The organism is Pseudomonas sp. 22072, from assembly GCF_052046095.1.
GTDB classification, from domain to species: Bacteria; Pseudomonadota; Gammaproteobacteria; order Pseudomonadales; family Pseudomonadaceae; genus Aquipseudomonas; species Aquipseudomonas paracarnis.
In genome coordinates, this window is sequence record NZ_JBQEQE010000004.1 from 19,566 (window position 1) to 40,585 (window position 21,020).

At 59.9% G+C, this 21,020-nt stretch carries 14 protein-coding genes; 11 read left to right on the forward strand and 3 right to left on the reverse strand.

The window, feature by feature from the left end:
* The first annotated feature begins 5 nt into the window (after positions 1 to 5).
* The 11 genes from ACTJLA_RS05245 (at position 6) to ACTJLA_RS05295 (ending at position 17,205) form a co-directional block, all read left to right on the forward strand.
* A complete protein-coding gene (locus tag ACTJLA_RS05245) occupies positions 6 to 182 on the forward strand; it encodes a hypothetical protein (RefSeq protein WP_003176118.1) in 177 nt (58 codons plus the stop codon).
* On the forward strand, positions 166 to 3,120 hold the full coding sequence (locus ACTJLA_RS05250; RefSeq protein WP_161975095.1) for a sensor histidine kinase: 2,955 nt from the start codon (positions 166 to 168) through the stop codon (positions 3,118 to 3,120). The genes ACTJLA_RS05245 and ACTJLA_RS05250 overlap by 17 nt, the downstream gene beginning before the upstream one ends.
* Positions 3,121 to 3,142: 22 nt before the next feature.
* Positions 3,143 to 4,579, forward strand: a complete 1,437-nt coding sequence (locus ACTJLA_RS05255) for a sigma-54-dependent transcriptional regulator (protein WP_096144125.1) — start codon at positions 3,143 to 3,145, stop codon at positions 4,577 to 4,579.
* A 695-nt stretch (positions 4,580 to 5,274) separates the two neighbouring features.
* A complete protein-coding gene (locus ACTJLA_RS05260; protein WP_003194157.1) occupies positions 5,275 to 6,678 on the forward strand; it encodes a polynucleotide adenylyltransferase PcnB in 1,404 nt (467 codons plus the stop codon).
* Positions 6,679 to 6,680: 2 nt separating this feature from the next.
* On the forward strand, positions 6,681 to 7,166 hold the full coding sequence (gene folK, locus ACTJLA_RS05265; RefSeq protein WP_314551702.1) for a 2-amino-4-hydroxy-6-hydroxymethyldihydropteridine diphosphokinase: 486 nt from the start codon (positions 6,681 to 6,683) through the stop codon (positions 7,164 to 7,166).
* A gap of 340 nt (positions 7,167 to 7,506) precedes the next feature.
* A complete protein-coding gene (gene panB / locus ACTJLA_RS05270; RefSeq protein WP_034127012.1) occupies positions 7,507 to 8,307 on the forward strand; it encodes a 3-methyl-2-oxobutanoate hydroxymethyltransferase in 801 nt (266 codons plus the stop codon).
* The gene (panC, locus tag ACTJLA_RS05275; RefSeq protein ID WP_057975465.1) at positions 8,304 to 9,155 is read left to right on the forward strand and encodes a pantoate--beta-alanine ligase; all 852 of its coding nucleotides are present in this window, start codon (positions 8,304 to 8,306) and stop codon (positions 9,153 to 9,155) included. Before panB ends, panC begins: the two co-directional genes overlap by 4 nt.
* Before the next feature lie 223 nt (positions 9,156 to 9,378).
* Entirely contained in the window at positions 9,379 to 11,043 is a 1,665-nt protein-coding gene (gene pgi, locus ACTJLA_RS05280) for a glucose-6-phosphate isomerase (protein WP_034127010.1), read from the forward strand.
* A gap of 105 nt (positions 11,044 to 11,148) precedes the next feature.
* Positions 11,149 to 13,086, forward strand: a complete 1,938-nt coding sequence (gene acs / locus ACTJLA_RS05285; protein WP_054898024.1) for an acetate--CoA ligase — start codon at positions 11,149 to 11,151, stop codon at positions 13,084 to 13,086.
* A 92-nt stretch (positions 13,087 to 13,178) separates the two neighbouring features.
* Complete coding sequence (locus ACTJLA_RS05290; protein ID WP_014719947.1) at positions 13,179 to 14,195, forward strand: class I SAM-dependent rRNA methyltransferase; 1,017 nt, start codon at positions 13,179 to 13,181, stop codon at positions 14,193 to 14,195.
* Positions 14,196 to 14,283: 88 nt separating this feature from the next.
* A complete protein-coding gene (locus tag ACTJLA_RS05295) occupies positions 14,284 to 17,205 on the forward strand; it encodes a DUF748 domain-containing protein (RefSeq protein WP_314551693.1) in 2,922 nt (973 codons plus the stop codon).
* A gap of 284 nt (positions 17,206 to 17,489) precedes the next feature.
* Here ACTJLA_RS05295 and ACTJLA_RS05300 read toward each other — a convergent pair whose 3' ends face one another.
* The 3 genes from ACTJLA_RS05300 to rpsO form a co-directional block, all read right to left on the reverse strand.
* Positions 17,490 to 18,110 carry a BON domain-containing protein gene (locus ACTJLA_RS05300; protein ID WP_034127006.1) on the reverse strand — a complete coding sequence of 207 codons (621 nt, stop codon included), beginning with the start codon at positions 18,108 to 18,110 and terminating at the stop codon, positions 17,490 to 17,492.
* Positions 18,111 to 18,404: 294 nt separating this feature from the next.
* Positions 18,405 to 20,510 (reverse strand): polyribonucleotide nucleotidyltransferase, encoded by a 2,106-nt coding sequence (pnp, locus tag ACTJLA_RS05305; RefSeq protein WP_314551690.1) that lies wholly within the window; start codon positions 20,508 to 20,510, stop codon positions 18,405 to 18,407.
* Positions 20,511 to 20,705: 195 nt separating this feature from the next.
* A complete protein-coding gene (rpsO, locus tag ACTJLA_RS05310; protein ID WP_003177875.1) occupies positions 20,706 to 20,975 on the reverse strand; it encodes a 30S ribosomal protein S15 in 270 nt (89 codons plus the stop codon).
* Positions 20,976 to 21,020: the final 45 nt, after the last annotated feature.

Sequence of the window (21,020 nt, forward strand, 5' to 3'; positions counted from 1 at the left end):
CCAACATGTACATCTATCGTTTGGTCCTGCTGCTGGTCGTCGGGATCTACCTGTTCTCCCCCGCCATCATGGATTGGTGGATCGACGCCACGGGCGCCTGGTATCGCCCTTATCTGCTATGGCTGATCCTGATCGTCGTGACCTTCATCCTGCAGAGCCAAAAAGATGCCGATGAGCTTTAGTCTCACCCAGATGCTGCTGATCAGCGCCGCCTACCTGGCTGCGTTATTCGGCGTGGCCTGGATCAGTGAGCGCGGAATGATTCCGCGGGCGATCATTCGCCATCCGCTGACCTACACCTTGTCCCTGGGCGTCTACGCCAGTGCCTGGGCGTTCTACGGCACGGTGGGGCTGGCCTATCAGTACGGCTACGGCTTTCTCTCCAGTTACCTGGGGGTGTCCGGCGCGTTCCTGTTGGCGCCGGTGCTGCTGTATCCGATCCTGAAAATCACCCGGACTTACCAACTGTCCTCCCTGGCAGACCTGTTTGCCTTTCGCTTTCGCAGCACCTGGGCCGGCGCGCTGACCACCATCTTCATGTTGATCGGCGTGCTGCCGTTGCTGGCCCTGCAGATCCAGGCGGTGGCCGACTCCATCAGCATCCTGACCCGCGAGCCCGTGCAACATCGGGTTGCCCTGGCGTTCTGCGCGCTGATCACCTTGTTCACCATCTTCTTTGGTTCTCGCCATATCGCCACCCGTGAGAAACACCAGGGCCTGGTGTTTGCGATTGCCTTTGAGTCGGTCATCAAGCTGATCGCCATCGGCGGCGTCGGCCTTTACGCGCTTTACGGTGTGTTCGACGGGCCGCAACAGCTGGAGCTGTGGCTGCTGCAAAACCAGACCGCCCTCGCCGCCTTGCATACGCCATTGCAGGAAGGCCCATGGCGAACGCTGCTGCTGGTGTTCTTCGCCTCGGCGATCGTGATGCCGCACATGTACCACATGACCTTCACCGAGAACCTCAACCCGCGCTCGCTGGTCAGCGCCAGCTGGGGCTTGCCGCTGTTCCTGTTGCTGATGAGCCTGGCGGTGCCGCTGATCCTGTGGGCCGGCCTGAAACTGGGGGCCACCACCAACCCTGAGTATTTCACCCTGGGCATCGGTATTGCCGCCAACAGCCCGGCTCTGGCGCTGCTGGCCTATGTCGGGGGGTTGTCGGCCGCCAGCGGGTTGATCATCGTCACCACCCTGGCACTCTCGGGCATGGCGCTCAATCACTTGGTACTGCCGCTGTACCAGCCGCCGGCCGAGGGCAATATCTACCGTTGGTTGAAATGGACCCGACGCGCGCTGATCGTCGCGATCATCATGGCCGGCTACGCGTTTTATCTGCTGCTGGGCGCCGGGCAAGACCTGGCCAACCTCGGCATCGTCGCGTTTGTCGCCACCTTGCAATTTCTGCCGGGCGTGTTGTCGGTGCTGTACTGGCCGACCGCCAATCGCCGTGGCTTTATTGCAGGGCTGCTGGCCGGGATCCTGGTGTGGACCGTGACCATGCTGCTACCGCTGGTCGGCAACTTGCAGGGCTTCTATATCCCCTTGCTGAACATGATTTACGTGCTGGACGACACCAGTTGGCACATGGCGGCCATCGCCTCGCTGGCCGCCAACGTACTGATGTTCACCCTGATCTCGCTGTTCACTAACGCCAGCGCCGAAGAAACCAGCGCCGCAGAAGCCTGTGCGGTAGACAACGTGCGCCGCCCGCAACGCCGCGAACTGCATGCGGCCTCGCCCCAAGAGTTCGCCACACAACTGGCCAAGCCCCTGGGTGCCAAGGCCGCACAAAAGGAAGTCGAACAGGCGCTGCGCGACCTCTACCTGCCATTTGACGAGCGCCGCCCCTATGCCCTGCGCCGCCTGCGTGACCGTATCGAAGCCAACCTGTCCGGTTTGATGGGGCCGAGCGTGTCCCAGGACATGGTGGAAACCTTCTTGCCCTACAAGGCCGGTGGCGAAAACTACGTCACCGAAGACATCCACTTCATCGAAAGCCGGCTGGAGGATTACCACTCGCGCCTCACGGGCCTGGCGGCCGAACTCGATGCCCTGCGCCGTTACCACCGCCAGACCCTGCAGGAACTGCCGATGGGCGTGTGTTCCCTGGCCAAGGACCAGGAAATCCTGATGTGGAACAAGGCCATGGAAGAACTCACCGGCATCGCCGCCCAGCGGGTGGTGGGTTCGCGCCTCAATACCCTGGGCGATCCCTGGAAAGAGCTGCTGCAGGGTTTCATCAACCTGCCGGACGAGCACTTGCACAAACAGCACTTGGCCCTCGACGGCCAGACCCGCTGGCTCAACTTGCACAAAGCGGCCATCGACGAACCTCTGGCGCCGGGTAACAGCGGCCTGGTGCTGCTGGTAGAAGATTTGACCGATACACAGATGCTCGAAGACAAGCTGGTGCACTCCGAACGCCTGGCCAGCATTGGGCGCCTGGCGGCCGGCGTTGCTCATGAAATCGGTAACCCGATCACCGGTATCGCCTGCCTGGCGCAAAACCTGCGGGAAGAGCGTGAAGAAGACGGGGAAATCACCGAAATCAGCGGGCAAATCCTTGAACAGACCAAGCGGGTTTCACGCATCGTCCAGTCGTTGATGAGCTTTGCCCACTCCGGCGCCCATCAGAATCAGGACGAAGCGGTGTGCCTGGCCGAAGTGGCCCAGGATGCCATTGGGCTGTTGGCCTTGAACCGGCGCAATTTCGAAGTACAGTTCTTTAACCTGTGCGATCCGGAGCATTGGGTCGATGGCGACTCACAACGCCTGGCCCAGGTGCTGATCAACCTGCTGTCCAACGCCCGCGACGCGTCGCCGGCCGGCAGTGCTGTACGCGTCAAGAGCGAGGCTTTCGAGCACACGGTCGACCTGATCGTGGAAGACGAAGGCAGCGGCATTCCACAGAACATCATGGACCGATTGTTCGAACCCTTCTTCACCACCAAGGACCCCGGTGAAGGTACCGGTCTGGGCCTTGCACTGGTCTATTCCATCGTTGAAGAGCATTATGGACAAATCACCATCGACAGCCCGGCTGACACACAAAGCCAACGCGGCACCCGTATCCGGGTGACCTTGCCGCGTCATGTCGAAGCGACGTCCGCTGTGAACTGAGACCGTCGAGAGAATTGAATCAATGCCGCACATTTTGATCGTCGAAGACGAAACCATTATCCGCTCTGCCTTGCGTCGCCTGCTTGAACGTAATCAGTACCAGGTCAGCGAAGCCGGCTCGGTGCAGGAAGCCCAAGAGCGATTCAGCATTCCCACGTTCGACCTGATTGTCAGTGACCTGCGCCTGCCAGGCGCCCCGGGCACCGAGCTGATCAAGCTGGGCCAGGGCACCCCGGTGCTGATCATGACCAGCTACGCCAGCCTGCGCTCGGCGGTGGACTCGATGAAGATGGGCGCGGTGGATTACATCGCCAAGCCCTTCGATCACGACGAGATGCTCCAGGCCGTGGCCCGCATCCTGCGTGACCGTGTGTCGGCCAGCAGTGCGCCTGCCGAGCCACGCCCCACCGGCAAGACCAGCGGCGCCGAAAAACCAGGCGCCAGCAACAGCAATGGCGAGATCGGCATCATCGGCTCCTGCCCTCCGATGCAGGACTTGTACAGCAAGATCCGCAAGGTGGCGCCGACCGACTCCAATGTATTGATCCAGGGCGAATCGGGCACCGGCAAAGAACTGGTGGCCCGCGCCCTGCACAACCTGTCCAAGCGCGCCAAGGCGCCGATGATCTCGGTGAACTGCGCGGCGATCCCCGAATCCCTGATCGAATCCGAGCTGTTCGGCCACGAGAAAGGTGCGTTCACTGGCGCCAGCGCCGGGCGTGCGGGCCTGGTGGAGGCCGCGGACGGCGGCACCTTGTTCCTTGATGAAATTGGCGAGCTGCCCCTGGAAGCCCAAGCGCGTTTGCTGCGCGTGCTGCAGGAAGGCGAAATTCGTCGCGTGGGTTCGGTGCAATCGCAGAAGGTCGATGTTCGATTGATCGCGGCGACACACCGAGACCTGAAGAGCCTGGCCAAGATCGGCCAGTTCCGTGAGGACTTGTATTACCGCCTGCATGTCATCGCGCTCAAATTGCCGGCCCTGCGCGAGCGCGGCGCCGACGTCAACGAAATCGCCAACGCGTTCCTGTTGCGTCAAGGCGCACGCATTGACCGCACCGACCTGAAGTTTGCCGCGGACGCCGAGCAGGCGATCCGTCACTACTCGTGGCCAGGGAACGTGCGTGAGCTGGAGAACGCCGTCGAGCGCGCCGTGATTCTGTCGGAGAGCCCGGAGATTTCTGCCGAGTTGCTGGGCATCGACATCGAGCTCAGCGACCTGGATGACGACGACTTCATCGGCCTGGCCCCGCAGCAGGGCGGCGGTAGCAATACCAGCCATGAGCCGACGGAAGATTTGTCACTGGAAGACTACTTCCAGCACTTCGTGCTCGAGCATCAGGACCATATGACCGAGACCGAACTGGCCCGCAAACTGGGTGTAAGTCGCAAGTGTTTGTGGGAACGGCGTCAGCGCCTGGGCATTCCACGGCGCAAGACCGGGGTGGCCAGCGAAAGCTGAGAGCGCAGCCCCACAGGTAACACCTGCTGATGTGAAAAAACTGTTACCGCTGAATTTTCACGTAACAAAAGCCGGGGCTTACGGTAACGAAGCCCCGGCTTTTTTTTGGCCCTCAATCTGGCGAAACCAGCCCAAACCCCCGGTTTTGCTGGACGGCGCAAAAGTTGGCACGCACCCTGCTATATGCTTAGTACAAAAACAATAACAAGCTTTGTACAAGACAATAAAAATAAGACGAATCGACTCACGCATAACAAAAACAACACGGCGGAGGCGCAGCTAACTGATTCTTTTGGAGAGGCGTTGCATTTGGGGCTTGCCCCGCAACCAGGCCGAGAACAACAAAAACTGCCCTAAGGCAGAGCCTGAACTGGTTGGATCGTAGATCAGCAACACAGCGACCAAAGCAATCCGTTTGCTCTTGGCTCCCGATTGGGAGTGTCATGAAGGAAGCTTCGTGGCGAGGGCGATCAACAAAAACAAGAAGCCCGACATCAATAATAAAAATAGAGCACGCAACTACTTCTGGGGGAGCTTCGGCTCCCCTTGTAGTTTCCGGGATTTGACCTTCAAACGCTTATGGCGCAATGCCTTTAGCTTGTTCCTACACCATCCCCTGACTAAATGCTAGAATCCCCGCCCATCATGCGGTCATTCTTCGTTATGGCCGAACATTCCTTCAAACAGTGCATCCCATGCTGAAGAAGTTGTTCCAGTCATTCCGTTCTCCCTTGCGTCGAACGCAACACAAACGCAGCACGCCTGAAGTGCTCAATAGCAGCCAGCATTCGCTGCAGCGCGCTCAATTCAGCCGTTATGCAGTGAACATCGTCGAACGTTTGCAGAACGCCGGCTACCAGGCCTACCTGGTGGGTGGTTGCGTACGCGACATGCTGCTCAACATCACGCCCAAGGATTTCGACGTCGCCACCAGCGCCACGCCTGAACAAGTGCGCGCCGAGTTTCGTAATGCACGAATCATCGGCCGGCGCTTCAAGCTGGTGCATATCCACTTTGGTCGCGAAATCATCGAGGTCGCAACGTTCCGCGCCGGTCACCCGCAAAACGATGAAGAGGAGGACACTAACCAGTCTTCCCGCAACGAGAGCGGGCGCATCCTGCGCGATAACGTGTATGGCACCCTGGAAGAGGACGCGCAACGTCGCGACTTCACCATCAACGCCTTGTATTACGACCCGGTCAGCGAGCGCATCCTCGATTACGCCAACGGCGTACACGACATTCGCAACAACCTGATCCGGCTGATCGGCGATCCTACGCAGCGCTACCAGGAAGACCCGGTGCGCATGCTGCGTGCCGTGCGATTCGCCGCCAAGCTCAACTTCGGCATCGAAAAACACACCGCCGCGCCGATTCGCGAACTGGCGCCGATGCTGCGGGAAATCCCCTCGGCACGCCTGTTTGAGGAAGTGCTCAAGCTGTTCCTTTCGGGCTACGCCGCCGACACCTTTGAAATGCTGGTGGACCTGCAGTTGTTCGACCCCCTGTTCCCGGCCAGCGCCGAGGCCTTGGAGTACAACCCGACGTACACCCACACCTTGATCAGCGAAGCCTTGATCAACACCGACCTGCGCATCAAGCAGAACAAACCGGTGACCCCGGCGTTCCTGTTTGCCGCCTTGTTGTGGCCGGCCCTGCCCAAACGCGTACTGCGCCTGCAGGACCGTGGCATGCCGCCGATCCCGGCCATGCAGGAAGCGGCTCACGAGCTGATCGCCGAACAGTGCCAACGCATCGCCATCCCCAAACGTTTCACCATGCCGATCCGCGAAATCTGGGACATGCAGGAGCGCCTGCCACGCCGCAGCGGCAAGCGCGCCGATCTGTTGCTGGACAACCCGCGTTTCCGTGCCGGCTACGACTTCCTGCTGCTACGTGAAAGCGCGGGCGAGCAGACCGATGGCCTGGGCGAATGGTGGACCGATTATCAGGACGCCAATGACAGCCAGCGCCGCGAAATGATTCGTGAGCTGGGCAGCAAAGGCGATAGCGCCGGCGAAGGGCCGAAAAAGCGTCGCCGTAGCGGCACCAAGCGTAAACGCAGCAGTGCCGATGCCTCGGGCGCTGCGGGCGAATAAACGTGGAACGTATCTACATCGGCATGGGCAGCAACCTGGCTGCCCCGCAACAACAATTGCGCAGCGCGATCGAGGCGCTGGCGCAACTGCCTGGCACCCACCTCGCCGGGGTGTCCGCCTTCTATCAAAGCGAATCACTGCTGCCAGGCCAACCGCGCTACACCAACGCCGTTGCGGCGCTGGACAGTCGCCTGGCGCCATTGGACCTGCTTGATGCGCTGCAAGCCATCGAGAACGATCAGGGCCGCGAACGCCTGGAACGCTGGGGCCCGCGCACCTTGGACCTGGATATCCTGCTGTTCGGTGATCGCCTGATCGACGAGCCGCGCCTCAAGGTGCCGCATTACCAGATGCATCTGCGCGCGTTTGTGCTGTATCCGTTGGCTGAGTTGGCGCCTGCCGACCTGCAGCTACCTGACGGCCAGCGTTTGAGCGACCTGCTCACCGCCTGCCCGTTCGTCGGCCTGGAACGCCTCCCTCAAGAATGACTCGGTCAATGTGGGAGCTGGCTTGCCTGCGATGCAAGCGANGATGCCATCGCAGGCAAGCCAGCTCCCACATCAGATATTCAGTGCGCCCCCAACCTGTGCCCAGCTTGCTGAATCGCGTCAGTAACAGCGGTAACACCTCCATCGTAACAATGCGGTAACACATCCAATTGACTTCCCGTGTCCTCCTCACGACTATAGGCGTCCCGCTGCCGCCAACCCGGCGCGACAGGGCGCAATCCAGGCCTTATAAGCACTGCTTTCAAGACAGTGCGCCTGTATAAACGAAGACTCACGCGCGTTACTCGCTGTTTCCAAGCGCCTGAACGAGGACCCTTTCATGCCAGACATTACCCTGACCACCTTGCAGAGCCTCAAGCTCAAAGGTGAAAAAATCACCATGCTGACCTGCTATGACGCCACTTTCGCCCACGCCAGCTGCCAGGCTGGCGTCGAAGTGCTGCTGGTGGGCGACTCCCTAGGCATGGTTCTTCAAGGGAATGACAGCACGCTGCCCGTGACCACCGATGAGCTCGCCTACCACACCGCCAGCGTCAAGCGTGGCAACGATGGCGCCTTTATTATCGCGGACCTGCCGTTCATGGGTTACGCCACCCTTGAGCAAACCTTCCTGAACGCCGGCAAGCTGATGCAGGCCGGCGCGCACATGATCAAAGTCGAAGGTGCCGTGTGGCTGGCCGAGTCGATCCGGCTGCTGGCCGAGCGCGGCGTGCCAGTGTGCGCGCACATGGGCCTGACACCGCAGTCGGTGAATATCCTCGGTGGCTACAAGGTTCAGGGCCGCAATGAAGCCCAGGCCCGCCAGATGCGCGCCGATGCCATCGCCCTGGAACAGGCCGGTGCAGCGATGATTCTGCTGGAGTGCGTGCCTAGCGAACTGGCTGCCGAAATCACCCAGGCCGTCAAAGTGCCCGTGATCGGGATTGGCGCCGGTTCCGCCACCGACGGCCAGGTGCTGGTCCTGCACGACATGCTCGGCCTGTCGATCACCGGCCACGTGCCCAAGTTCGTGAAGAACTTCATGGCTGGCCAGGACAGCATCCACGCCGCCCTGAGCGCCTACGTCAGCGAAGTCAAAAACGTGACGTTCCCAGGCGTTGAACACGGATTCTCGGCATGAACACCGTTAAAACCGTCCGCGAACTGCGGGCTGCCGTAACCCACGCCCGTAGCGCCGGCAAGCGCATCGGCTTTGTACCCACCATGGGCAACCTGCACAGCGGCCACGCCACCCTGGTGACCAAGGCCGCGCAGCAAGCGGATTTCGTGGTGGCGAGCATTTTCGTCAACCCGCTGCAATTCGGTGCTGGCGAAGACCTGGACAAATACCCGCGCACGTTGGCCGCCGATCAGGAAAAACTCCTGCAGGCCGGCTGTAACCTGCTGTTCGCGCCCACGGTCGAGGAAATGTACCCCGATGGCATGAACGGCCAGACCCGCGTCAGCGTGCCTCAGCTGTCCGAAGGCTTGTGCGGCGCCAGCCGCCCAGGGCACTTTGAAGGGGTGGCCACGGTGGTCAGCAAGCTGTTCAACATGGTCCAGCCGGACATGGCCGTATTTGGCCAGAAGGACTACCAGCAGTTGGCGGTGATCCGCGCCATGGTCCGCGACCTGAACATGCCGATCCAGATCATCGGCGAGCCCACCGTGCGCGCCGAGGACGGCCTCGCGCTGTCATCACGCAACGGTTACCTCACCGATGAGCAACGGGCGGTCGCGCCAGTGCTGTACCGCGCGCTCAGCCAGATCGCCACGGCCATCAAAAGCGGCGATCACGATTTTGCCAGGCTTCGCGCCGAGCACATCCAGCAGATTGAAGCCGCGGGGCTGCGCATGGACTACCTGGAAGTGCGCCAAGGCGTGCATCTGCGCCCGGCCACGGCTGAAGATCGCGATGTGGTGATCCTGGTCGCCGCTTATCTGGGGGCAACACGCCTCATCGATAACCTGCACCTGAACCTCGCCTGACGCCCGCTTTACCTCAACCTGTTGCCCCGACGGCTGTGCCGGTATAAAAAAGTACCGGCCACAGCGCAGACAAAGCCAAGACATATCCACACGCTAGGTTTAATGTAACTGCCCTGCGCTATGGTTAGCGCTGTCTGGAACCCAATCCTTGCGATAAGACTGGATGTTCCGGGCTTTGAAGTGTCCTAAAGGCAGTCCCCGTAATAAAAGGAAACCCGCAGCGATGGCGTACTACCGCACCCCTCATGACGTTACCGCGCTGCCCGCCTGGCAAGCGCTTGTTCAACATCGCCAAGCCATGCAGGATTTCAGCATGCGCGAGGCGTTCAATGCCGATCCTCAGCGTTTTTCCCAGTTCACCTTGAGCAGCTGCGGACTTTTCCTCGATTACTCGAAAAACCTGATCACCAGCGAAACCCGCGACCTGTTAGTGGGCCTGGCCAAGGAAGTCAATCTCAAGGCGGCGATCGACGCGCAGTACGCTGGCGAACCGGTCAACTCCTCCGAGGGCCGCCCTGCCCTGCACACCGCCCTGCGCCGCCCGGTGGGCGACAAGCTGTCGGTCAACGGCGTGAACATCATGCCGGACGTGCACAAGGTGCTGAACCAGATCACTGACCTGGTCGGCCGTATCCACGACGGCCTGTGGCGCGGCTACACCGAGAAGCCGATCACCGACGTGGTGAACATCGGTATCGGTGGCTCATTCCTCGGCCCGGAACTGGTCTCGGAGGCCTTGCTGTCCTACGCCCATAAAGGCGTGCGTTGCCACTACCTGGCGAACATCGACGGCAGCGAGTTCCACGAACTGACCATGAAGCTGCGCGCCGAGACCACGCTGTTTATCGTCTCGTCCAAATCCTTCAACACCCTGGAAACCCTGAAAAACGCCCAGGCCGCCCGCGCCTGGTACCTGGCCCAGGGGGGCTCGGAAGCCGAGCTGTATCGCCACTTCATCGCCGTCTCGAGCAACAATGCCGCGGCCGTGGCTTTCGGTATTCGCGAAGAAAACATCTTCCCAATGTGGGACTGGGTCGGTGGGCGCTACTCGCTGTGGTCTGCCATCGGCTTGCCAATTGCCCTGGCTATCGGCATGTCCAACTTCAAGGAACTGCTGTCGGGTGCCTACACCATGGACCAGCACTTCCTGAACGCGCCGTTCGAAGCCAACATGCCCGTGCTGCTGGGCTTGCTGGGGGTGTGGTACGGCAACTTCTGGGGTGCGCAGAGCCATGCGATCCTGCCGTACGACCATTACCTGCGTAACATCACCAAGCATTTGCAGCAGTTGGACATGGAATCCAATGGCAAGAGCGTGCGCCAGGACGGCACGCCAGTGTCCACCGATACCGGCCCGGTGATCTGGGGCGGCGTAGGCTGCAACGGCCAGCACGCTTACCACCAGTTGCTGCACCAAGGGACTCAACTGATCCCGGCCGACTTCATCGTGCCGATCGTCAGTTTCAACCCTGTGTCCGACCACCATCAGTGGCTGTACGCCAACTGCCTGTCCCAGAGCCAGGCGCTGATGCTCGGCAAGACCCGCAGCGAGGCCGAAACCGAGCTGCGTGAGAAGGGCCTGCCGGAAGCCGAAGTACAGAAGCTGGCACCGCACAAGGTGATCCCGGGTAACCGTCCGAGCAACACCCTGGTGGTCGAGCGCATCAGCCCGCGTCGCCTTGGCGCACTGGTGGCTATGTATGAACACAAGGTGTTCGTGCAGAGCGTGGTGTGGGGCATCAACGCCTTCGACCAATGGGGCGTTGAACTGGGCAAGGAGCTGGGCAAAGGCGTGTACAACCGCCTGACCGGCGCCGAAGAAACCTTGGCCGAAGATGCGTCGACCCAGGGCCTGATCAACTACTTCCGCGGTCGTCACCGCGGCTGAAGCCGTTCATTCAAGGTCAACGTGCGTTTGGACGTTGGCCTTGAACCCTCCCGTCCCAGGGTGCATCTTTATGACTTGTCGCAAAAACAAGAATAAGGAGCGCTCATGTTCGATATCAGCACCTTTCCCACCGCCGATGCCGTCCGCCGGGCTGCGCAGCTCAGTCAAGAGGACTACCAGCGCCTCTATCGCCAATCCATCGACCAGCCAGACACCTTCTGGGCCGAACAGGCCAAGGGCTTTCTCGACTGGATAAAACCTTGGCACAGCGTGCAGCAGTCAGACATCCACACCGGTGCCGCCCAATGGTTTGCCGGCGGTCAGTTGAACGTCAGCTACAACTGCATCGACCGCCACCTGGCGCAACGCGCCGATCAGCCGGCCTTCATCTGGGAAGGCGACGATCCGTCAAAATCCTGCACGATTACTTACCGTCAACTGCACCAAAACGTCAGCCGTCTGGCCAATGTGTTGAAAAGCCGAGGCGTGAACAAAGGTGATCGGGTGTGCATCTACATGCCGATGATCCCCGAGGCGGCCTACGCCATGCTGGCCTGCACGCGAATTGGCGCAGTGCACTCGGTGGTGTTTGGTGGTTTCTCTCCTGACGCCCTGCGCGACCGCATCCTCGACGCTGATTGCCGCACCGTGATCACCGCCGACGAGGGCGTACGCGGTGGCAAGCCCGTGGCGTTGAAACATAACGTCGACAAAGCCCTGGCCAGTTGTCCGAACGTCAGCACGGTACTGGTAGTGGAGCGCACCGGGGCGAGCGTGAATTGGCACGAGGGCCGCGACCTCAAGTACCAAGCTGCCCTGGACGCCGCCAGCGACAACTGCCCACCCGAGCCGATGGACGCTGAAGACCCGCTGTTCATCCTCTATACCTCCGGCAGCACCGGCAAACCCAAAGGCGTGTTGCACACCACCGCTGGCTACCTGCTGCAAGCGGCGATGACCTTCAAGTACGTGCTCGATTACCAGGAAGGCGAAGTGTTCTGGTGCACCGCCGACGTGGGCTGGGTCACCGGCCACAGCTATATCGTCTACGGCCCGCTGGCCAATGGCGCCACCTCGCTGATGTTCGAAGGCGTGCCGAGTTATCCGGACAGTTCGCGCTTCTGGCAGGTCATCGATAAACATCAGGTGAATATTTTCTATACCGCGCCCACCGCCCTGCGCGCCCTGATGCGTGAAGGACACGGCCCGCTGCAGAGTACATCCCGCGCCAGCCTGCGCCTGTTGGGCAGCGTAGGTGAGCCGATCAACCCGGAAGCCTGGGACTGGTATTTCAACGCCGTCGGCGAACAGCGCTGCCCGATTGTCGATACCTGGTGGCAGACCGAAACCGGCGGCATCATGCTCAGCCCGCTGGTCAGTGCCCAGCGCATCAAACCGGGCTGCGCGACACAGCCCATGTTCGGCGTACAACCGGTGTTGCTCGATGAACATGGCAAGGAAATCAGTGGCGCCGGCAGTGGTGTACTCGCCATCAGATCAAGCTGGCCGGGGCAGATTCGCAGCGTCTACGGCGACACGCAGCGCATGATCGACACCTACTTCAAGCCCTACCCCGGCTACTACTTCACCGGGGATGGCGCACGGCGCGATGAAGACGGCGACTACTGGATCACCGGGCGGATCGACGATGTGATCAACGTCTCGGGCCATCGCATCGGCACCGCTGAAGTGGAGAGCGCCCTGGTGCTGCATGATCAGGTCGCCGAAGCCGCCGTGGTGGGCTACCCCCACGACGTCAAGGGCCAGGGTATCTACGCTTTTGTCACCCCCATGAATGGCGTCGAACCCAGCGACGCGTTGAAAAAGCACCTGTTGGAATTGGTCAGCAAGGAGATTGGCAGCTTCGCCAAACCGGAATTGATCCAATGGGCCCCTGCCCTGCCGAAAACCCGCTCCGGCAAGATCATGCGGCGCATCTTGCGCAAAATCGCCTGTAACGAACTGGACAGCCTGGGCGACACCTCGACCCTGGCAGACCCCAGCGTGGTGGACGGTTTGATCGACAAACGCCTCAACCGATAGCGCCAGGATTATCCCCGGCCTGTGCAGGCCGGGGTTAGCTGTTAAACTTCGCGCCCCATTTTTCTTATTCATCTACCAGCAAGGCGCGCTCCATGACTCCCTTGAATCAGGCGCTGCGCGCCGCCCTCGATCACCGCCAAGACCTGATCAACACGCTGCACGCCCAGGGTACGGACTGCTATCGGCTGTTTCACGGCAGCCAGGAAGGCGCCGGCGGCTTGACCATCGACCGCTACGGCCCGCAATTGCTGGTACAAAGCTTCCACCAGTCCCTGGAAACTGCAGACCTGCTGGACCTGCACCAACTGATCAACCAATACATGGGCCTGGAATTGTTGCTGGTGTACAACGACCGTGCCCGCGGCAACTCGCGCATCGACCGCGAAGACACGGTGTACCGCGCGGAGCCTGGCGCATTGGAAGACCTGGTCGGCCACGAGTGGGGCCTCAATTACCGTGTGCGTGGGCGCCACGCCGGGCAAGACCCACTGCTGTTCCTCGACCTGCGCAACACCCGGGGCTGGGTCAAGGACCACAGCGCCGGCAAAAGCGTGCTGAACCTGTTCGCCTATACCTGCGGTGTAGGTTTGAGCGCGGCAGCGGGCGGCGCACGCGAGGTGTGCAACCTGGACTTTGCCGAGGGCAACCTGGCAGTGGGGCGTGAAAACGGCCAGCTCAACCCGCAGTTGCCGAGCATGGAGTTTGTACAATCCGATTACTTCCCGGCCATTCGCCAACTGGCGGGCCTGCCCATCACCCAGCGGCGCGGGCAGAAGCTGCCGAGCTATCCGCGCCTGGAGCAACGCCAGTACGACCTGGTACTGCTCGATCCTCCCGCCTGGGCCAAGAGCGCCTTCGGCACGGTCGATTTGTTGCGCGACTATCAAAGCCTGCTCAAACCCGCACTGCTGGCCACCGCCGACAATGGCGTGCTGATTTGCTGCAACAACCTGGCAAAAGTCAGCATGGAGGACTGGCGTGAGCAGGTGCTGCGTTGTGCAGAAAAGGCCGGGCGCCCGGTGCGCGAATGGCAGGTTATGACACCTGGAGCCGACTTTCCCTCCAGAGACCAACAACCTCCGCTGAAGACGCTGATCCTGCATTTGTAGGAAGTTTCCCAGCGCCCACGGTTCTTCGGAACCGAATTCCCGTGCCATACTCCAAGGCACTCTCGTTCGACATAGATGGCGTTCACCCATGCCCAAAGGATTGATCCGCGCCGTAGGCGCCTTGTTGACCGCCCTTGCTTTGTACAGCTTGCTGGGCTTTCTGATATTACCCGGCATCGCCCTTCGTATTGCCAACCAACAGTTGGCCAATTACGCCACGGTGCCGTCGCGAATCGAGCGCATCGAACTCAACCCCTTCAGCCTGGAACTGACGCTGTGGGGCCTGAAGATCGGTGAGCCAGGCAAAGAGCAAGTAGGTTTCGAACGCCTCTATGCCAACCTGCAGATCGACAGCCTCTGGACCCGCGCCCTGCACCTGGCCGATGTGCAACTGGACAAGCCCAAGACCGAACTGCTGTTCGACAAGTCCGGCCAACTGAACCTGGCGCAGTTGTTCAAACTGCCACCGAGCGAGCCAACCCCGGCCGATCCCGATGCCAAGCCGTTCCCACTGCGTATCGACAGCATCAAGCTGGCGGGCGGTAACCTGCACTTCCAGGACCTACGCCCCAGCGAGCCCATCGAATTCCTCTACGACGAACTCGACTTCGAGCTGAAAAACCTGAGCACCTTGCCTGACGACAATGCCGACATGACGCTGGTCGCCGCCGGCCCCGAAGGTGGCCAGATCGACTGGAAAGGCAACTTCAGCCTGGTACCGATCACCTCCGAAGGCACCTTGAAGGTGACCGACGGCAAAATGAAAGCCTGGTGGCCGTATGTACGTGACGCCCTGCCACTGGTGCTGGAAGACGGGGTGCTCAACTTCAGCACTGACTACAAATTCAGCCTGGCCAAAGAAACCGAGCTGAACCTGACCAACACCGCCGCCAGCATCGCCCCCTTTGCTATAAAGGCCCCCGATGGCCGGCCACTGGCACGCCTGGAACGCCTGGACGTCAGCGAAACCACGGTAGACCTGGCCAAGCAGCAGGTCATTGTCGGCAAGATCCGCAGCAACAAGCTGGAAACCTGGGCCGCCCGTGAGGCCGATGGTCAACTGGATTGGCAGAAGCTGTTCGCCAGCCAACCGAGCAAACCGGCCAAGACTCCGGAACCAACCGCTGCCGACGCGCCGTCGGCGCAACCGGCGGTCCCGAGCAAGCCGTGGCAAGTGCTGCTCAAGGACGTGCAATTGCGTAACTATCAGGTGCACCTGGCCGACCGCCAGGCTAAACCTGTGGTCGCGCTGGAACTGGGCCCGTTGAATGTCGACGTACAGAACTTCGACAGCCTCAACCAGAGCCCCTTCGCCTTGAAGGTCGACACCGGCCTGGGCAAGCAAGGCAAGATCCAGGCAACCGGCGAAGTTAACCTCAACCCGGTCAGCGCCAAGCTGAAAGTGAACACCCAGGACATCGACCTGCGGGTCGCCCAGGCCTATATCAGCCCGTTTATTCGCCTGGAATTGCGCAGCGGCATGCTCGGCAGCAACCTGGACGTAAACCTCAAAAGCACCGAGCCACTTACCCTTCAGATCACCGGCCGCGCCCAGGTTGACCAGTTGCATACCCTGGACACCCTGAAGACCCGCGACTTCCTCAAGTGGCAGCGCCTGGTGTTGGAAGGCCTGAACTACCAGCACGGCCAAAGCCTGTCGATCGACAAGGTCAACCTGTTGCAGCCGTATGCGCGCTTCATGATCAACGAAGATCGCACCACTAACATCGACGACCTGCTGATTCCGCAGCCGGCCGACAGCGGCAGCAAGTCGGCAGCCAAACCTGCCGCTAGTAACGACAAGCCCCTGGGCATTCATATCGGGCAGATCGCGATCAACGACGGTTCGGCCAACTTTGCCGACTTCAGCCTCACCCCCAACTTTGCCACCGCGATTCAACAGCTCAACGGCCAGATTGGCACCATCGACAGTCGCCAGGCCAAACCGGCCAGCGTCGATATCAAGGGCAAGGTGGACCGTTACGCGCCAGTGACGATCAAAGGCAGCGTGAACCCGTTTGATCCGATGGCCGCGCTGGACATCGCCACCAGCTTCAAGCGTGTCGAGCTGACCAACCTGACGCCTTACTCAGGTAAATTCGCAGGCTTCCGCATCCGCAAGGGCCGCCTGAATCTCGATCTGCACTACGTGATCACCAAAGGCCAATTGAAGGCTGAAAACAAAGTGGTGGTCGAGCAACTACAGTTGGGTGAAAAAGTCGACAGCTCTGATGCCGTCGACTTACCGATTCGCCTGGCCGTCGCCCTGCTCAAGGACTCCGATGGCAAGATCTCCATCGAACTGCCGGTAAGCGGCGACCTGAACAACCCGCAATTCAGCGTGATGCCGATTGTGTGGCAAACCCTGCGCAACCTCGTGGTGCGCGCGGCAACCGCGCCCTTCAAGTTCATTGGCGGGCTGGTCACTGGTGGCGGCTCTGAAGACTTGGGCAATGTGTCGTTCGCCGCTGGCTCCAGTGAACTGAACAAAGACGCCGAAGGCGCTCTGAACACCCTGGCCAAGGCGCTGAAAGAGCGCCCTGCCCTGCGCCTGGAAATTGAAGGCACAGCCGCCGCCAGCAGCGACGGGCCGTTCCTGGCCGCACAGCGACTGGAACGTGAATACCAATACAACTATTACAAGATCCTCCAGCGCCGTGGCGACAAAGTGCCAGCCCAGGCCTCGTTGCTTGAGGTACCGGAGAAGGAAAAAGCACCATTGCTGGAAGGCATCTACCGCACCCGCCTCAAACAGCAACCCCCGGCCGAATGGAAAGACCTGGGCAGCGATGAGCGCTCGGCGAAGCTCAAGGACGGTGTGATCAAGTTCTGGAGTGGCAGTGACGTGCTACTGCGCCAGTTGGGGCAGGACCGAGCCAGCACGATCAAGGATTACCTGGTGGACAAGGGCCAGCTGGAGGATGACCGCGTGTACTTCATCGATGCGCAGCTGGGGCAGGCCGAGAAAGATGGCCGAGTGATCACTCCAATGCACCTGGACGCTGAGTAACTTCTAAGCACCGCCCATCCTAATGTGGGAGCTGGCTTGCCTGCGATAGCATCACCTCGGTGCAACTGAATGACCGAGGTGCCAGCATCGCAGGCAAGCCAGCTCCCACATTTTTTTGACCTGATCATTCTGTTTCAGCCTGAAATAGAACAGGCCCCGACACAAGTGCCGGGGCCTGTAATGACCACATCCGTGTGGTCGGTCGCATGAACTCCAGAGGTGCGTCAGGTGGATATCTAACTCACCCTAAGCCGCCGCTATTCAGTTCAAACGAAACGTCAGCGTTACTCTGCTTTCAGGCCGTCGGCCGATACAGCTTTAACGCCTTTGATTTTCTTGGTGATCGCTACAGCCGTTTCTTTCTGCGAAGCGGTCACAGCGGTAGGCGACGACAGGGATACAACACCTTTGTTGGTTTCAACCTTGATGTCGGTGCCAGGAATGCCTTTTTCAGTTACCAGGTCAGCCTTCACTTTGGTAGTGATCCAGGTATCGCTGGTGGTCTCTTTAGCGTCGTGGGCAGCGCCTTTGGTTTTGTCGATGCCGTCAGCTTTGGTAGCGCCGCCAGCCAGCAGGCCGTCAGCAGAAACCGCAGTCACACCTTTGATTTTCTTGGTGATGGCTACAGCAGTGGCTTTCTGCGAATCCGAGATAGCGACGTCGGAGGACAGGGAAACCACACCTTTGTTGGTCTCAACCTTGATGTCCGAACCTGGAATGCCTTTTTCGGTCAGCAGGTCAGCTTTGACTTTAGTGGTGATCCAAGTATCCGAAACGCTTTCCTTAGCCTTGGTCGCTTCACCGGCCGCCAAAGTCATAGGGGCTTGGGAAGTCTGAGCAAAGGCTACGTTAGCACCCATGGCCAGGGTCAGAGCGGTAGCAGTAGCGAGAGCGAACTTCTTCATACGAGTAACTCCTGTTTTATTAAAAGTCTGCAGGCGTAAACCTTCATGCTGCAGCGCTACCAGGGATATTGCAGGCAGTGTGCCAACTCGCCGAACGGATTAAATTCCTTAATAAACAACGAGTTATGAAATCTATGAATTTTCGAAATCGTGCAACTTGCATGAAGCCCGTCGTGCCTGCATGCAAGTTGCGGCTTTTGGGCGACGCTAAACAGCTGATTCTGCTTCATTTTCTCGCGCCCATAAAAAAAGGACTCCGAGGAGTCCTTTTTTCAGCGTGAAGCCTGCGGGTGATTAAACGCCCGAAGCCTTGGCTGCTGCTACGTCCTTGATGGACAGCTTGATACGGCCGCGGTTGTCCACGTCCAGTACCAGCACTTCCACTTCCTGGCCTTCTTTCAGAATGTCGGTCACTTTCTCAACACGAGCATCGCTCAGCATGGAGATGTGAACCAGACCGTCTTTGCCCGGGAGGATGTTGACGAACGCGCCGAAGTCGACGATGCGCTCAACCTTACCAACGTAGATCTTGCCGATCTCAGCCTCAGCGGTGATACCCAGGACGCGCTGGCGTGCTGCTTCAGCCGCTTCCTTGGTTTCGCCGAAGATCTTGATCGAACCGTCGTCTTCGATGTCGATCGAAGCCTTGGTCTCTTCACAGATCGCACGGATGGTCGCGCCGCCTTTACCGATGACATCACGGATTTTGTCGGTGTCGATTTTCATCGCGATCATGGTCGGAGCATTTTCCGACAGTTCGGTGCGGGACTGACCAATGATCTGGTTCATCTGGCCGAGGATGTTCAGGCGCGCTTCCAGGGCTTGGCCCAGGGCGATTTCCATGATCTCTTCGGTGATGCCTTTGATCTTGATGTCCATCTGCAGCGCGGTCACACCTTTGGCGGTACCGGCTACTTTGAAGTCCATGTCGCCCAGGTGGTCTTCGTCACCCAGGATGTCGGTCAGGATGGCGAACTTCTCGCCTTCTTTAACCAGGCCCATGGCGATACCGGCAACCGGCGCCTTCATTGGCACACCGGCGTCCATCAGAGCCAGGGAAGCACCGCAGACCGAAGCCATGGAGCTGGAACCGTTGGACTCGGTGATTTCCGATACGACACGGATGGTGTACGGGAACACGTCAGCGGCAGGCAGCATGGCCTGAACCGAACGACGGGCCAGACGGCCGTGACCGATTTCGCGACGACCTGCACCGCCCATACGACCACACTCGCCCACCGAGAACGGAGGGAAGTTGTAGTGCAGCATGAAGGGGTCTTTTTTCTCGCCTTCCAGGGTGTCCAGCAGTTGTGCATCACGGGCAGTACCCAGGGTCGCAACGACCAGTGCCTGGGTTTCGCCACGGGTGAACAGCGCCGAACCGTGAGTCTTCGGCAGAACGCCGACTTCGATGTTCAGCGGACGCACGGTGCGGGTGTCGCGACCGTCGATACGTGGCTTGCCGTTAACGATGTTTTCGCGAACGGTGCGGTATTCGATCTCACCGAAAGCAGCTTTGACTTCGCTGGAAGAAGGCTGGCCTTCTTCGCCGGACAGCTTGGCGACGACCTGGTCCTTCAGGTCACCCAGGCGAGCATAACGGTCGGCCTTGACGGTGATGGTGTAGGCGTCGGAGATGGCAGCGCCGAACTCGGAGCGGATAGCACCCAGCAGTTCGGTGGCTTCCGGGGCAGCAGCCCAGGTCCAGGTTGGCTTGGCAGCTTCGGCAGCCAATTCTTTAACCGCGTTGATCACAACCTGGAACTCGTCGTGAGCAAACAGTACGGCACCCAGCATCTGGTCTTCGGTCAGCTCTTTGGCTTCCGATTCAACCATCAATACGGCTTCGGACGTACCGGCAACGACCATGTCCAGGCTCGAGGCTTTCTGTTGCTCGTAAGTCGGGTTCAGCAGGTAGCCGGTGCTTTCGTGGAACGCAACGCGGGCAGCGCCGATCGGGCCATCGAAAGGAATACCGGAGATGGCCAGGGCAGCCGAGGTACCGATCATCGCAGCGATGTCCGGATCGGTCTTCTTGCTGGTGGAAACGACGGTGCAGACAACCTGCACTTCGTTCATGAAGCCTTCTGGGAACAGCGGACGGATCGGACGGTCGATCAGTCGGGAAGTCAGGGTTTCTTTTTCGGAAGGACGGCCTTCGCGCTTGAAGAAACCGCCAGGGATCTTACCGGCAGCGTAAGTCTTTTCCTGGTAGTGAACGGACAGAGGGAAGAAGCCCTTGCTCGGGTCAGCGGTCTTGGCGCCAACAACGGTCACCAATACGGTCACGTCGTCGTCAACGGTAACCAGCACTGCGCCGGAGGCTTGACGGGCGATACGGCCTGTCTCGAGGGTAACGGTCGACTGACCGAACTGGAATTTTTTGATAACCGGGTTCACGGTGTCCTACCTTCTTTGTGGCTCTTGGGGGAACTTGTCTTCTTGCGAAATTCTTGGGCAATGCCGGGAATCGGCCCGACGCTCGTCCAGGGTAAAACGTGTATCCAGATAAAACTTGAGGCTGGGAGCCTACCACGGGCCACCGGGAATCCCGATGACACGCGGCAGACAACCAACCTCTAGCGCAATCGCTTATTAGCGACGCAGACCCAGGCGACCGATCAGAGTCTGATAACGACCCAGATCCTTGCCTTTCAGGTAGTCCAGCAGCTTACGGCGCTGGTTTACCATGCGGATCAGACCACGACGGGAGTGGTGGTCTTTACCGTTGGCCTTGAAGTGACCTTGCAGTTTGTTGATGTTGTGGGTCAGCAGTGCAACTTGCACTTCTGGCGAACCAGTGTCACCAACAGCTTGCTGATAGTCAGCTACGATTTGTGCTTTTTCTTGAACGTCGAGAGCCATGAGGCAATCCTTTTTTCAGGAAACCACCCAAAGGGCAGTTTCAAC